The organism is Robertmurraya kyonggiensis (genome assembly GCF_005116465.1).
In the GTDB taxonomy this organism is placed as follows: domain Bacteria; phylum Bacillota; class Bacilli; order Bacillales; family Cytobacillaceae; genus Robertmurraya; species Robertmurraya kyonggiensis.
The window spans coordinates 708391-723359 of record NZ_SWBM01000001.1; the positions used below are offsets into that span (position 1 = coordinate 708391).

Genomic DNA, 14969 nt, shown 5'->3' on the forward strand with positions numbered 1-14969 from the left:
GTTGTTAGAAAGAATACATACGATTATACTAAGTCTCATTCGTTCTTACTTCATACGTGAAAGCTATGATAGTTTACTTTTATATCGGGAATTGTCATAATTATTGTAAATGAGTAAGTTTGTAATATAAAGCGTGCCATTATAGATTAATTTAACTGTACATATGAAATGGTGGGGATTGATAAGTGGCGAAGAAAAAAAATGAGCTTTGGGAATGGACAAAGGCACTAATAATAGCTGTTCTGTTAGCAGTTGTCATACGGTTTTTCTTATTTGCACCAATTGTGGTAGATGGAGAATCCATGATGCCAACTTTGCATGATCAGGATCGTATGATTGTGAATAAATTTAGCTATAAAATAGGTGAACCAGAACGATTTGATATAATCGTCTTTCATGCACCGGAAAATAAAGATTATATAAAGAGAATCATCGGACTTCCTGGTGATAAGATTGAATATCGGAACGATACGCTTTATGTGAATGGAGAGGCAATAGAGGAGTCATACTTAGATGAGTTCAAGAATCAAGTGATCGATGGACCATTAACGGAGCCTTTTACACTTGAAGAGCTTACAGGGCAAGAAACTGTACCTGAGGGTCATTTGTTTGTAATGGGGGATAATAGACGCTATAGCAAGGATAGTCGTCATATCGGAACCATACCAATGGAAAAAGTATTAGGGAATACCAGTATGATTTACTGGCCTCTTGAGGATATAGGCATCGTTGATTAACAACATAGTAAAAGGGGGTGTAGTCATGACGATACAATGGTTTCCTGGACATATGGCGAAAGCTCGCCGACAAGTAACAGAAAAGCTGAAGCTAGTTGATATTATTTTCGAATTGGTGGATGCAAGAATACCATATTCCTCCCGAAATCCAATGATCGATGAGATCATTCAGCATAAACCACGTTTGGTACTTCTGAATAAAGCGGATATGGCTGATAAGGAAGTAACAAAGGAATGGATTCGCTTTTTTGATGAGCAAGGGATTAAGTCTTTGGCGATCAATTCACACGCTGGTGCTGGAATGAAGGATATCGTTATTGCTGCAAAATCGATTCTAAAAGAAAAATTCGATCGAATGGAAGCAAAAGGAGTTAAACCAAGAGCAATCAGAGCAATGATTGTAGGGATACCGAATGTTGGGAAATCAACATTAATCAATCGGTTGGCTAAAAAGAATATTGCTAAAACAGGTAATACACCTGGTGTGACAAAAGCGCAGCAATGGATTAAGGTCGGAAAAGAACTTGAATTATTAGATACACCAGGAATTCTTTGGCCCAAATTTGAGGACCAAGAGGTTGGTTCAAAGCTTGCTTTAACAGGAGCGATTAAAGATACCATCCTAAACCTCCAAGACGTCTGTATTTACGGTTTACGCTTTTTGGAGAGGGAATATCCACATCGTTTAAAGGAACGCTATAGCCTCGAAGTAATTCCTGAAGACGTTGTTGAGTTATTTAATGAAATTGGCAAACGACGAGGCGCCCTCATGAGCGGTGGAGAAATCAATTATGATAAAGTGACTGAACTTGTCATTCGTGATATCCGTTCCGAACAATTCGGTCCATTGTCATTTGAAAAACCAAATGAGACAGAAACGAACGAATAATAATAGAAAAGACCTTCTTAGCTCAATGAGGAAGGTCTTTACTTTTTTCAAAAGTAACCGATACATTAACTAAGTAGTTTTAAGAGAGTGAGGCAGTTCAACTTGAGTACATACACAATAAAAGAAATAGAAGAAAGACTTAAATCGATTCAATTCTCTGATAATCCTTTTTTAGAAGAGGTTAGATTAGATAGCCGTAAAGGCGCCCAGCAGTTGCTAAACAAATGGCATAATCGCTATAAGCAACAGCAACAAGTTGAAGAAAAGTTTCTCTCTATGTCAAGTTATGAGAGAGACCTCCGTAAGCAAGGCTATCGATTTATCGGAGGAATTGATGAAGTTGGCCGAGGACCGCTTGCAGGACCCGTTGTTGCGGCTTGTGTCATCCTGCCAGAGGACTTTAAGTTATTTGGTCTCGATGACTCTAAGAAGCTATCTGAAGGGAAACGTGAGGAATTTTACGAATATATAAAAGAGCAAGCTGTTTCTATTGGAATTGGCATTATTGAAGCAGAGGAAATTGATTCGATAAATATTTACGAGGCTACGAAAAAAGCAATGCTTTCAGCCATCCAACAATTGTCCGTAAAGCCTGATTTCTTATTAATTGATGCAATGCCATTACAAACACCATTTCCAACTGAGTCGATTATAAAAGGTGATGGAAAAAGTATTTCGATTGCTGCTGCATCAGTTATTGCCAAGGTTACAAGAGACCGTATGATGAAGGAAATTGATCAGGAATATCCATACTATCATTTTTCAAAAAATATGGGCTATGGTACGAAAGACCACTTGTTAGGACTCGAGGAACATGGCATTTCTCCATATCATAGAAAAAGCTTTGAACCGATAAAAAGCATGCTGAAATGAGAGGATACGAATGTTAGCAAGCTTCATACACTCACTACAAAAGCAGAATATGAACCCTCAAAATACAAATCGAAGCTTTCAACCGGGGCAAATTTTTCATGGGAAAGTCTTGAAGCTATTTCCACAGCAAACAGCAGAGATTCAAATAGGAAATCAAAAGCTGATTGCGAAGCTTGAAGTTCCTTTGTCGGCGGAAGCGAGATATTGGTTTCAGGTACAACCAGGGGAAGGGAAGGTCCACTTAAAAGTGTTGCATATGGCTGATACTGGTAGCCATTCTCAAGCTCCTGTAGCTTCGACATTATTAAAACAATTTAATCTTCCACTCACAAAAGAAAACCAAGAGACGGTTAACTTTTTTCTAAAGGAACAGCTCCCGATTACCAAAGCTTCGATTCAAGGAGCTGTAGGTTTACTAGAAGGCAACAATGATCTTAATGATGGATTAGCGGCTTTAAAGGAAATGGTGACGAAAAATCTCCCGATGACGAAAGATATTTTTGCGGGCGTACTGTCAAATGTCAAGAATGAACCGATACACAACCTCATGGAGACCCTTCAAACACGCCTGAGTGAGGGAACAGTAACAAAAAAAGGCCAACAGCTAATCTCCGTGCTAAATCAGTTCATCATGACGGGACAGGAGAAAACAAGCCAGAAAATCATTAGTGATCTGATGCGAATTTGGTTGAACCCAAATGGAGATAAAGATTCACAATCTGCGCTAAGTATACTTCAAAAGCTTTCTATTGTTGAGAGGAAACCTGAAGGGCAATTGTTACTGGAGATAGGTGGACGGCTACTGCAAAATCCAAACTCAACATTATCACAAAACGCTAGCGATAGATTAACGCATGCCTTGCAAAACAATCAAGAAGTTCTAGTTAAGCATGCCATTTCAACTGAAGTAGAAAATGGTAAAGATTCACATACATTGTTATTGAACAAGCCAGAAGGCATTGCTAAAGTCTCTTCTTTTGTTCACGAACAGGCTCGTAATGACTCGAAGGTGTTTAATGAGCAAGAATCAACTCTCCTTGGTAAAGTTATTGGTGAAGTGCAAGCAGGACAGGTGAATTGGGAAGATGGCAAAACCGTATTAGATCAGTTCAAAAACCTTGTTAGCAAACTGGGACTCAATTATGAACATAGCTTTGGTTTAGGGTTTAAGGATGAATTTCTGCAGGAACTCCCGAAGCAAGATGCTTTAAAAGCGATGTTACTTCAAGTAATAGGTGACGACGTTCAGCCTTCTGTTAAAGAGGCGGCAGAACAGCTCTTGAACAAAATTACTGGGATACAGCTTTTATCGCAGGATTCGGGGCTTGTTCAACAATATGTGATGCAAATTCCATTAACCTTTTGGAATAAAACAACGGAATTAACGGTGCAATGGAATGGACGTAAGAAGGAAAATGGTCAGATTGATCCGAATTATTGCCGGGTTCTTTTCTATCTTGATTTGGAACACATGCATGAGGTTATTGTAGATATGCAAATCCAAAATAAGATCATGAATATTTCCATTATTAATGATGTAAAAGATATAAAATTCATATCCCAGCCCTTTATCGAGAACTTAAAGGATAATCTTGAAAAACAAGGCTTTAAGCTTAGTGATATTCATTTTCTTTCGACGAATGAACAAAGGGAGAAGCAGCAGAAAAAGATCCCCAATCAAATCTATCAATCTAGTTCATACAGTGGAGTGGATATTAAGATATGAGAGAGCATGAAGAGAAGCAGGTACGAAAAGAAGCGATTGCATTAAGATACGACTCTACAAAAGATGAGGCACCAAAAGTGTTAGCTAAAGGGAAGGGTCTTGTAGCAGACAATATTCTTGAACAAGCTGCAGCCCATGAAGTTCCTATTCAAGAAGATGCCTCATTAGTTGAGTTATTGGGAAAGCTGAACATCAATGAAACGATTCCTGAGGAATTATATCAAGCTGTGGCAGAAGTATTTGCTTTTATTTATAGGACAAATAAAGAAGTTGGTAGTAGGAAATAACGAATCTACCAATTTTTTTTATGTCTAGCTCCAACGCCTACGCGTGCGCAAACTCCGGGTCACCAGGTAAAAATTGAAGTGCATTTTTACTACCTACGATAAGTCAACTATGAATTGCTTACGCAATTCAAGTTTCCTATATCGAAAGAACATGCCCCTCCAGTTTGTACGGCGATGAGCACTAAGGAAAGCTCCTTAGAATAATCTTCGCAGGAACAATCTGTCCTTTGATTGTTCCGATGGCACTTACACTTTTCTTATTATACAAAAATAAAAGAATATTATAATTTTTGGCATAATGGTAGACAACTTATTTTTAGAATTATAAAATGAAAGCGCAGTCTATTATTTATCAAGCAAGAGTAAAAGGAGTTTGTTTCTATTTGCTTACATAAAGTAGTAGAATTATATGTATTATGAAACCCTTTTACATCAATAAGGAGGATGGGAAATGAATATTCACGAGTACCAAGGTAAGGAAATCCTGAAGTCATTTGGGGTATCCGTTCCTAACGGAAAAGTGGCTTTCACCGTTGAAGAAGCTGTTGAAGCAGCAAAGGAATTAGGCACTGCAGTTTGTGTTGTTAAAGCACAAATTCATGCTGGGGGACGTGGAAAAGCTGGTGGTGTAAAAGTTGCGAAGAGCCTAGACGAGGTTCGAACATACGCTAGTGAAATTTTAGGAAAAACACTTGTTACTCACCAAACAGGTCCAGAGGGGAAAGAAGTAAAACGCTTATTAATTGAAGAAGGCTGCGATATTAAGAAAGAATATTATGTAGGATTGGTACTTGATCGTGCAACATCTCGCGTTGTTCTGATGGCTTCGGAAGAAGGCGGAACTGAGATTGAAGAAGTTGCTGAAAAAACACCGGAGAAAATTTTCAAAGAGGAAATTGATCCTGTTGTAGGTTTACAACCGTTCCAGGCTCGCAGAATTGCTTTTAATATTAATATTCCAAAGGAATTAGTAAATAAAGCAGTCAAATTTATGATGGGTCTATATCAAGCATATATTGAAAAAGACTGCTCTATTGCTGAAATTAACCCACTTGTTGTAACAGGTGATGGGGATGTTATGGCATTAGATGCTAAATTAAATTTTGATTCCAATGCACTTTATCGTCAAAAAGATGTATTAGCCTATCGTGATCTTGAAGAAGAGGATCCGAAGGAAATCGAAGCATCTAAGTACGATTTAAGTTATATTTCTTTAGATGGCAACATTGGTTGTATGGTTAATGGTGCTGGTCTTGCGATGGCTACAATGGACATCGTTAAGCATTACGGTGGGGACCCGGCTAACTTCCTTGATGTTGGTGGCGGTGCCACTGCTGAGAAAGTAACTGAAGCATTCAAAATCATCCTTTCTGATAAGAACGTGAAAGGTATTTTTGTTAATATCTTTGGCGGAATCATGAAATGTGACGTCATTGCTACAGGTGTTGTAGAAGCAGCGAAGCAAGTAGGATTAAGCGTGCCATTAGTTGTACGTTTAGAGGGTACTAATGTTGAAATCGGTAAGAAAATTCTTGCTGAATCCGATATTGATATCATTGCTGCTGATTCAATGGCAGATGGCGCACAAAAAATTGTTTCATTAGTTGGATAAGGTTCAGCTAATTACGACTTCTGTAAGTCGAGCGGGCAACTTTTTATCTAGATCTTGAGAAACGCAAATCAGAAAGGAGAAAGATCTCGTGAGTGTATTTATTAATAAAGATACGAAAGTAATTGTACAAGGGATTACAGGCTCTACTGCCCTTTTTCATACAAAACAAATGCTAGATTATGGGACTCAAATTGTTGGAGGAACGACTCCTGGTAAAGGTGGCATGGAGGTAGAAGGTGTACCTGTATTTAATACGGTAAAAGAAGCGGTAGCAGCTACAGGTGCAACTGCATCTGTCATCTATGTACCAGCTCCATTTGCTGCTGATGCTATTCTTGAAGCTGTGGATGCAGAGTTAGACCTTGCAATCTGTATTACAGAGCATATCCCAGTACTAGATATGGTTAAGGTTAAACGCTATATGGAAGGCAAGAAAACTCGTTTAGTAGGACCAAACTGTCCTGGAGTGATTACGGCTGACGAATGTAAAATCGGGATCATGCCTGGATACATTCATACAAAGGGCCATGTTGGTGTTGTGTCCCGTTCTGGTACATTAACATACGAAGCGGTTCATCAATTAACTCAAGCTGGTATCGGTCAAACAACAGCTGTAGGTATTGGGGGAGACCCAGTTAACGGAACAAACTTCATCGATGTTTTGAAAGCCTTCAATGAAGACCCTGAAACTTACGCAGTTATTATGATTGGTGAGATCGGTGGTACAGCAGAGGAAGAAGCTGCTGAATGGGTAAAAGCGAACATGACTAAGCCTGTAGTAGGCTTTATCGGTGGACGTACAGCACCTCCAGGAAAGCGCATGGGTCACGCTGGTGCGATTATCTCTGGTGGTAAAGGTACTGCTGATGAAAAAATTCGCGTTATGAACGAGTGTGGAATTGCTGTAGCAGACACACCATCTGTCATGGGTGAAACATTAATTAAAGTTCTTAAAGAAAAAGGACTTTATGATAAATGTAAAACACATTAATTAATGTATGGTTAGTCCCTTCGTAATCGGAGGGGCTGACTTATATTTAATTGTAGGAGGAAACTATAATGGATGAATTTAAAAGACGGCTTGTCTCTTTGCACCATTGCAAAGGTATTAGCTGGAAGACCATTTATCAGCTCTTGAAGTTAGACCCACAGTTAACAACTTTATTTGATGAAAAGAAGATCCCTACCTTACAACCCCCTCTAAAAGAAAAGTTCCTTGAAGACCTTCATTCTCCTTCCATTCAAGAACAAATCCATCACTATCACTTAAACAATATCCATATGATTACTTTCTTTGACGACGAATATCCGCCAGCCTTAAAAGAAACGTATGAACCGCCTTGGGTATTATATGGAAAAGGGAAAATTGAATTTTTAAAAAGAGATGTTAAACTAGCAGTTGTTGGTTCAAGAGCAGCCACAGACTACGGAAAAAAAGCGATAGATGCAATTTTTCCCAAATTAATTGAAAAAAATGTTCTTTTCGTTAGTGGACTAGCGACAGGTATTGATACGATTGCGCACCAGAAGGCAATAGAGCTTGGTGGTGAAACAATTGCAGTAATTGCTGGAGGGTTTTATCATATCTATCCTAAAACGAATAAAGATTTGGCTTTGCGTATGATGAGGCATCAACTGGTTATTTCTGAATATCCACCGAATACAACACCTTCTAGATGGCATTTCCCAATGCGAAATCGTATTATTAGTGGGATGGCAAGTGGAACCTTTATCGTCGAAGCAAAACAAAAAAGCGGTTCACTTATTACCGCAAATTATGCTGTTCATGAGGGTAGGGAGGTATTTGCTCTTCCGGGTAGTATTTTTAGCGACAATTCTGTGGGAACGAACGAACTAATTCAACAAGGCTCAAAATTGGTTCTAAATGCAGAAGATATAATAGAAGAATTATTCTATTCCTGTTAAAAATTCAAAAAAAATTCGTCAAAAAAAATAAATTTTTGGAAAAAAGGTTGAAATTATCTTAAATCTAGTATACATTTTGCAACAGGTGAAGGATTAAGTATTTATAATTGACAAATGCCGCATTTTTGTTCTGAATATGGTGATTGGTACATCTGTGAGAGGGCCTTAAAGCATTGAATGGGAACATCATTTTTGTTCAATTGTGTAGAGGTGAAAGATTGCTATCCTTGACAGTTGTGAAAATTGCATATTTAATAATAATGAATATTTAAAAAATTACCCGGTATGATTTTTAGGGGAAATGTTGATAATTATGGGGAAAATGAATGAACTATTTCGAATCCCTTAATAAATATAATAAACCCTCTTGAGGAGGACAATTGATGTCAGATTTTCTTGTAATCGTTGAGTCACCTGCGAAGGCCAAAACGATTGAGAAGTATTTAGGAAAAAAATATAAAGTGAAAGCATCCATGGGACATATCCGTGACTTGCCAAAAAGTCAAACGGGTGTAGATGTGGAACATAATTATGAACCCAAGTATATTACGATCCGAGGCAAGGGTCCGGTTTTAAAAGAATTAAAAACTGCTGCGAAAAAAGCGAAGAAAATCTATCTCGCGGCCGACCCGGATCGTGAAGGGGAAGCAATAGCTTGGCATTTAGCTCATAGTTTAGATATAGACATTCAATCTGATTGCCGTGTTGTATTTAATGAAATAACGAAGGATGCGATTAAAGAATCTTTCAAACATCCTCGGCCAATTAATATGGATTTAGTTGATGCCCAACAGGCGAGAAGAATTCTTGACCGTCTTGTAGGTTACAACATTAGCCCATTATTATGGAAGAAAGTTAAAAAGGGCTTAAGTGCAGGACGTGTACAATCGGTTGCTGTTCGTCTAATTATAGAACGTGAAAAAGAAATCCAAGAATTTGTACCTGAAGAATACTGGTCAATTGATGCGGAGTTCTTAAAAGGAACGGAAAGCTTTGAAGGAAGCTTTTATGGTGTTAACAATAAAAAAATTGAATTAACATCTGAAGCTGAAGTACAAAACATAATGAAGCAGTTAAATGGGAATAAGTATAAGGTTACCGCTGTAACGAAAAAGGAAAGAAAAAGAAATGCGGCTGCACCTTTTACAACTTCTTCACTGCAACAGGAAGCAGCGCGAAAACTAAATTTCCGTGCTAAAAAGACAATGATGCTAGCGCAGCAGCTGTACGAAGGTATCGACTTAGGTAAAGAAGGCACCGTCGGTTTAATTACATACATGAGAACGGATTCAACGAGAATATCAGAAGTGGCTCAAACTGAAGCTGCTGGATATATTGAATCTACTTATGGAGAACAATATTTACCAACTGAAAAAAGAAAAGAGAAGAAAAATTCAAATGCACAGGATGCCCATGAAGCAATTCGACCAACGAGTACGCTTCGTGAACCAACAAGCATGAAGGATTTTCTCTCACGTGATCAATTACGTCTATATCGTTTGATTTGGGAACGGTTCGTAGCTAGTCAAATGGCTCCTGCTGTTATGGATACGATGAGTGTTGATTTGCAAAATGGGGAAGTTGTTTTCCGTGCAACGGGTTCGAAAGTCAAGTTTCCTGGTTTTATGAAGGTGTATGTAGAAGGAACGGACGACCAAACTGAAGAAAAGAACAATATGCTTCCTGACTTAAAAGAAGGCGACGAAGTGTTCAAAAAAGATATTGAGCCAAAGCAACACTTTACGCAGCCGCCTCCTCGATACACTGAAGCACGACTTGTTCGTACTTTAGAGGAATTAGGAATAGGAAGACCTTCTACCTTTGCGCCGACGCTAGATACGATTCAGAAACGTGGTTATGTGGCATTAGATAATAAACGTTTTGTTCCAACTGAACTTGGTGAAATCGTCCTTGAATTGGTCATGGAGTTTTTTCCGGAAATCATCGATGTTGAGTTTACTGCGAAAATGGAGCAGGATCTTGATAATGTGGAAGATGGAAAAACAAAATGGGTAAATATTATTGATGATTTTTACAAGGATTTTGAGAAGCGTTTAAAAAAGGCCGAGCAGGAAATGGCTGAAGTGGAAATCAAAGATGAGCCGGCTGGAGAAGATTGTGAGCAATGTGGACATCCGATGGTCTTTAAAATGGGAAGATACGGAAAATTCATGGCTTGCAGCAACTTTCCTGATTGCCGAAATACAAAACCAATTGTGAAAGATATCGGTGTGAAATGTCCGAAGTGTGAAAAAGGAAATATTATCGAACGCAAGAGTAAAAAGCGTCGGATTTTTTACGGCTGTGATCAATTCCCAGAATGTGACTTTATTTCTTGGGATAAACCTTTACCACGGAGCTGTCCTAAATGTGAAAGTCTTCTTGTTGAGAAGAAGCTTAAAAAGGGAATTCAAGTTCAGTGCGTAAATTGTGACTATAAAGAGGAGCCACAAAGCTAAGAAGGGTGAGCAAACTGCTCACTCTTTTGTGTGCGCTCTTAAAACATTTGCTGGTATTTGAAACTTTTATAATTCTTAATTCGTATAATAAAACGAATAGTCGAATTTTCGAGTTGTCGTAAGGAATTCAAAAAGAATGACAATATCATCTTGCAAGTTATATGTAAATGGTATTTAATAAGTAGTCGGGTATGATTTTCACAAGTGTTCAGCTGTTTTATTAAATTTGTATTTTTGAAGCGTAATACAAACAATTCAGAACTTTGTGAAAAATTTGTAAATTTTCTTGCGTGTCAAGAATGTTTGTGCTATTATTGAATAGCTATGCCCTGTGAGGTGAAATTAGTGACAGATAACCGTGATTGCATGAAGTTGTTTTTACAGTTTTTGCAAATAGAAAAGAACTACTCTCCTTATACAGTTGAATATTATCAAGGGGATCTTCTAGAATTTAGTTTGTTCATGTCTGAACAAACTATTGCAAAATGGGACGAAGTGGAATACCAGGACGTTCGATTGTATTTAACAAAGCTTTTTGAACAAAAACTCGCAAGAAAGTCTGTTGCTCGTAAGATTTCTAGTTTGCGCAGCTTTTATAAATTTTTAGTACGTGAAATGCTTGTAGTACATAATCCTTTTGCACAAGTTTCTATTCCAAAGATTGAAAAGAGATTACCAGAATTCTTTTATGAGGAAGAACTGATAGCGCTTTTTGAAGCATGTGATGAAACTGATCCAATGGGACAAAGAAATAGGGCGATACTTGAATTGCTCTATGCGACAGGTATTCGTGTCAGTGAGAGTTGCTCAATTCGTCTCCAAGACATCGATATGGATTTGTCCACATTATTGGTGCATGGGAAAGGGAGAAAAGACCGTTATGTACCTTTTGGTAGTTTTGCTCATGAAGCAATAGAAAGATACATATCATATGGACGAAGAGAAATTCTAACGAAAAATAAAAAAGAGCATGATTATTTACTTGTAAATTTTAGAGGTGGACCTTTAACACCAAGAGGTCTACGTACAGTTCTTAATAGCATCATAGACAAGTCATCTTTGAATGGACAAATTCACCCTCACAAGCTTAGACATTCCTTCGCTACCCACCTTTTGAATAATGGGGCGGATATGAGGACGGTTCAAGAATTGTTAGGACATGCAAATTTATCATCAACGCAAATTTATACACATGTCACAAACGACTATTTGAAAAAGACTTATATGGCTCATCATCCGAGAGCGTAATGTCTCTATTAAAGGAGGAAAATGTATGAATCAATTTCATGCCACAACCATATTCGCAGTTCAACATAACGGGAATTGTGCAATGGCGGGAGATGGTCAAGTTACATTTGGTAATGCGGTAGTGATGAAGCACACAGCTAGAAAGGTAAGAAAGTTGTTTAATGGTAAAGTACTTGCAGGTTTTGCAGGTTCGGTTGCTGATGCTTTCACACTTTTTGAAATGTTCGAAGGAAAGTTGGAGGAATTCAATGGAAACCTTCAAAGAGCAGCTGTTGAGCTTGCGAAGCAATGGAGAGGCGACAAAATGTTGCGACAATTAGAAGCAATGCTCATTGTCATGAATAAAGAAAGCATCCTCTTAGTATCAGGGACTGGCGAAGTAATTGAGCCTGATGATGGAGTTCTAGCGATTGGATCTGGTGGAAATTATGCACTTTCTGCTGGAAGATCACTAAAACGATATGCAGGCGACCATTTATCAGCAAAGGAAATTGCTCAGGCAGCCCTTGAAATTGCTGCGGAAATATGTGTTTATACAAACCATAATATTGTCGTAGAAGAGCTATAAGGAGGAATGCGAAATGGCAAAAGGGACTAATTTAACTCCAAGGCAAATTGTAGAACGTTTAGATCAGTACATAATTGGTCAAAAGGACGCTAAGAAAGCAGTTGCAGTGGCTCTAAGAAATCGTTATCGTCGCAGTCTATTGGATGAAAAGCTTCGTGATGAGATTAATCCAAAAAACATTTTAATGATTGGTCCAACGGGAGTAGGGAAAACCGAAATTGCTAGACGGATGGCGAAGTTGGTCAATGCTCCGTTTGTCAAGGTGGAGGCAACGAAGTTTACCGAAGTTGGCTATGTAGGTCGTGATGTTGAGTCAATGGTGCGAGATCTTGTGGAAACTTCTGTACGTCTTATTAAAGAAGAAAAAATGCAAAGTGTAAAAGAGCGTGCAGAAGAAAATGCAAACAGGCGCCTAGTTGAACTACTAGCACCATCTGCAAAGAAGGCGACAAACTACAAAAATCCTCTTGAAATGTTGTTTGGTGGAGGTGCTAATCAACAGGAGCCAGACACGAACTCTGCTGAAGAGTATAACTTACAAGAAAAACGTAAAATCGTAAGAGAAAAACTGGCAATGGGCGATTTAGAGAATGAAATCGTTTCTGTTGAGGTCGAAGAGCAACAGCCTTCTATGTTTGATATGCTACAAGGCTCGGGCATGGAACAAATGGGGATGAATATGCAGGACGCTCTAAGCGGCCTAATGCCGAAAAAACGAAAGAAGCGCAAACTCACTGTTAAAGAAGCAAGACTCGTGTTAACAAACGAAGAGGCTCAAAAGCTGATTGACATGGATGAGGTTACGCAAGAAGCTGTCTTTCGTGCAGAACAATCAGGTATTATATTCATCGATGAAATCGATAAGATTGCAAGTAAAAATCACGGTGGATCCTCTGCCGATGTCTCTAGAGAGGGTGTTCAAAGAGACATTCTCCCTGTTGTTGAAGGGTCTACGGTTGTCACTAAATACGGTTCTGTGAAAACCGACCATATTTTATTTATGGCAGCTGGTGCGTTTCATATCGCCAAGCCATCAGATTTAATTCCAGAGCTGCAAGGGCGTTTTCCGATTCGTGTGGAACTGACGAAGCTCACAGTGGATGACTTCTTTAAAATTCTGATTGAGCCTGATAATGCACTTATCAAACAATATCAAGCTTTATTAGAAACAGAAGGTATACAAATTGAATTTTCTGACGATGCTATTCGTAAGATAGCAGAAGTTGCTTTTGAAGTGAATCAAAATACGGATAATATTGGTGCGAGACGTCTTCATACAATCCTAGAAAAGCTTTTAGAGGATTTATCCTTTGAAGCTCCGGATATTACGATGGAAAAAGTCGCGATTACACCTCAGTACGTTGAAGAGAAGCTAGGAGCAATTTCGAAAAACAAGGATTTAAGCCAGTTTATTTTATAAACGAGTGCTCTCTTTATAATTGTAAAAGAAATAAGTAGAAAAAGATTTTTTATATTTGAATGGTTTTTAGGAGGAAGAACAATGGATTTATTATCAAAAACTAGAAAAATTAACGCATTACTACAAAAGGCAGCAGGTAAACCAGTAAATTTCAAAGAAATGTCAGAAACACTAAGTGAAGTTATTGAAGCAAATATCTTCATCGTAAGCAGAAGAGGTAAGCTTTTAGGGTTTGCGGTAAATCAAAAGATTGAAAATGATCGTATGATTAAAATGCTTGAGGATCGTCAGTTCCCTGAAGAGTATACGAATAATCTTTTCAATATCAAAGAAACATCTCAAAACCTTGATATCGAAAGTGAATATACTGCTTTCCCAGTTGAAAATAAGGAACTGTTCCAAAACGGTCTTACAACTATCGTTCCTATCATCGGTGGTGGAGAAAGACTTGGTACCCTTATTTTAGCTAGACTTCAAGAGCAATTCCATGATGATGACCTTATTCTTGGAGAATACGGTGCTACTGTAGTAGGTATGGAAATTCTTCGTGAAAAAGCAGAAGAAATCGAAGAAGAAGCTCGTAGTAAAGCTGTTGTACAAATGGCAATCAGTTCATTATCTTACAGTGAGCTTGAAGCAATTGAACATATTTTTGAAGAGTTAAATGGACATGAAGGTCTATTAGTTGCTTCAAAAATTGCTGACAGAGTTGGAATTACTCGTTCTGTAATCGTAAACGCACTACGTAAGCTTGAAAGTGCTGGTGTTATTGAATCTCGTTCTTTAGGAATGAAGGGAACATACATTAAAGTACTTAACGACAAGTTCTTAATGGAATTAGATAAATTAAGAAATAACTAATATGACAAAGAGGATGCGTACAACTTGCATCTTCTTTTTTATTGTTAAAATATAGTTACTTTCATGTAACAAACTTTAAAACCATTAATTGCATAATTGTCCTTTTTTTACTCACTGTGCAAAAGATAAACTTGGATTATATAATGATAATCGAAATGAAAAAGCTGAAATCAAAAATCGTTTTTCAACGACGTCTTGATTTCAGCTTTTTTTACATGTTTCTGCCATAAACTCAAAGATATTAGTAAAAGTGAGAAGATTTTCCTGTGGTATTTCGACAGGATTCTGCGTTTTTCTGAGATAACTATTGGGTCTGTAATACAGCAATAGTCATATTGACATTGGATAAATTTGAGTAAAATT

At 37.9% G+C, this 14969-nt stretch carries 13 protein-coding genes; all 13 read left to right on the forward strand.

Annotated features, from left to right (window positions below; translation table 11 throughout):
- Positions 1-185: 185 nt before the first annotated feature.
- A complete protein-coding gene (gene lepB, locus FA727_RS03540) occupies positions 186-737 on the forward strand; it encodes a signal peptidase I (RefSeq protein WP_136829339.1) in 552 nt (183 codons plus the stop codon).
- Between the two features lie 25 nt (positions 738-762).
- Positions 763-1626 (forward strand): ribosome biogenesis GTPase YlqF, encoded by an 864-nt coding sequence (gene ylqF, locus FA727_RS03545; protein WP_136829340.1) that lies wholly within the window; start codon positions 763-765, stop codon positions 1624-1626.
- A 102-nt stretch (positions 1627-1728) separates the two neighbouring features.
- Positions 1729-2499 carry a ribonuclease HII gene (gene rnhB / locus FA727_RS03550; RefSeq protein WP_136829341.1) on the forward strand — a complete coding sequence of 257 codons (771 nt, stop codon included), beginning with the start codon at positions 1729-1731 and terminating at the stop codon, positions 2497-2499.
- Positions 2500-2509: 10 nt separating this feature from the next.
- Positions 2510-4225, forward strand: coding sequence for a TP0910 N-terminal domain-containing protein (locus tag FA727_RS03555; protein WP_136829342.1), 1716 nt, complete (start codon positions 2510-2512; stop codon positions 4223-4225).
- Positions 4222-4512, forward strand: coding sequence for an EscU/YscU/HrcU family type III secretion system export apparatus switch protein (locus FA727_RS03560; RefSeq protein ID WP_136829343.1), 291 nt, complete (start codon positions 4222-4224; stop codon positions 4510-4512). Before FA727_RS03555 ends, FA727_RS03560 begins: the two co-directional genes overlap by 4 nt.
- A gap of 451 nt (positions 4513-4963) precedes the next feature.
- Positions 4964-6124 (forward strand): ADP-forming succinate--CoA ligase subunit beta, encoded by a 1161-nt coding sequence (sucC, locus tag FA727_RS03565; RefSeq protein ID WP_136829344.1) that lies wholly within the window; start codon positions 4964-4966, stop codon positions 6122-6124.
- Between the two features lie 88 nt (positions 6125-6212).
- Complete coding sequence (sucD, locus tag FA727_RS03570; RefSeq protein ID WP_136829345.1) at positions 6213-7115, forward strand: succinate--CoA ligase subunit alpha; 903 nt, start codon at positions 6213-6215, stop codon at positions 7113-7115.
- A gap of 68 nt (positions 7116-7183) precedes the next feature.
- Positions 7184-8050, forward strand: a complete 867-nt coding sequence (gene dprA, locus FA727_RS03575; RefSeq protein WP_136829346.1) for a DNA-processing protein DprA — start codon at positions 7184-7186, stop codon at positions 8048-8050.
- A 383-nt stretch (positions 8051-8433) separates the two neighbouring features.
- The gene (topA, locus tag FA727_RS03580) at positions 8434-10509 is read left to right on the forward strand and encodes a type I DNA topoisomerase (protein WP_136829347.1); all 2076 of its coding nucleotides are present in this window, start codon (positions 8434-8436) and stop codon (positions 10507-10509) included.
- Between the two features lie 324 nt (positions 10510-10833).
- Complete coding sequence (xerC, locus tag FA727_RS03585) at positions 10834-11757, forward strand: tyrosine recombinase XerC (protein ID WP_194138503.1); 924 nt, start codon at positions 10834-10836, stop codon at positions 11755-11757.
- A gap of 25 nt (positions 11758-11782) precedes the next feature.
- Positions 11783-12325, forward strand: coding sequence for an ATP-dependent protease subunit HslV (gene hslV / locus FA727_RS03590; protein WP_136829349.1), 543 nt, complete (start codon positions 11783-11785; stop codon positions 12323-12325).
- 13 nt (positions 12326-12338) lie between these two features.
- On the forward strand, positions 12339-13745 hold the full coding sequence (gene hslU / locus FA727_RS03595; RefSeq protein WP_136829350.1) for an ATP-dependent protease ATPase subunit HslU: 1407 nt from the start codon (positions 12339-12341) through the stop codon (positions 13743-13745).
- 81 nt (positions 13746-13826) lie between these two features.
- The gene (gene codY / locus FA727_RS03600) at positions 13827-14606 is read left to right on the forward strand and encodes a GTP-sensing pleiotropic transcriptional regulator CodY (RefSeq protein WP_136829351.1); all 780 of its coding nucleotides are present in this window, start codon (positions 13827-13829) and stop codon (positions 14604-14606) included.
- The last annotated feature ends 363 nt before the right edge of the window (positions 14607-14969 follow it).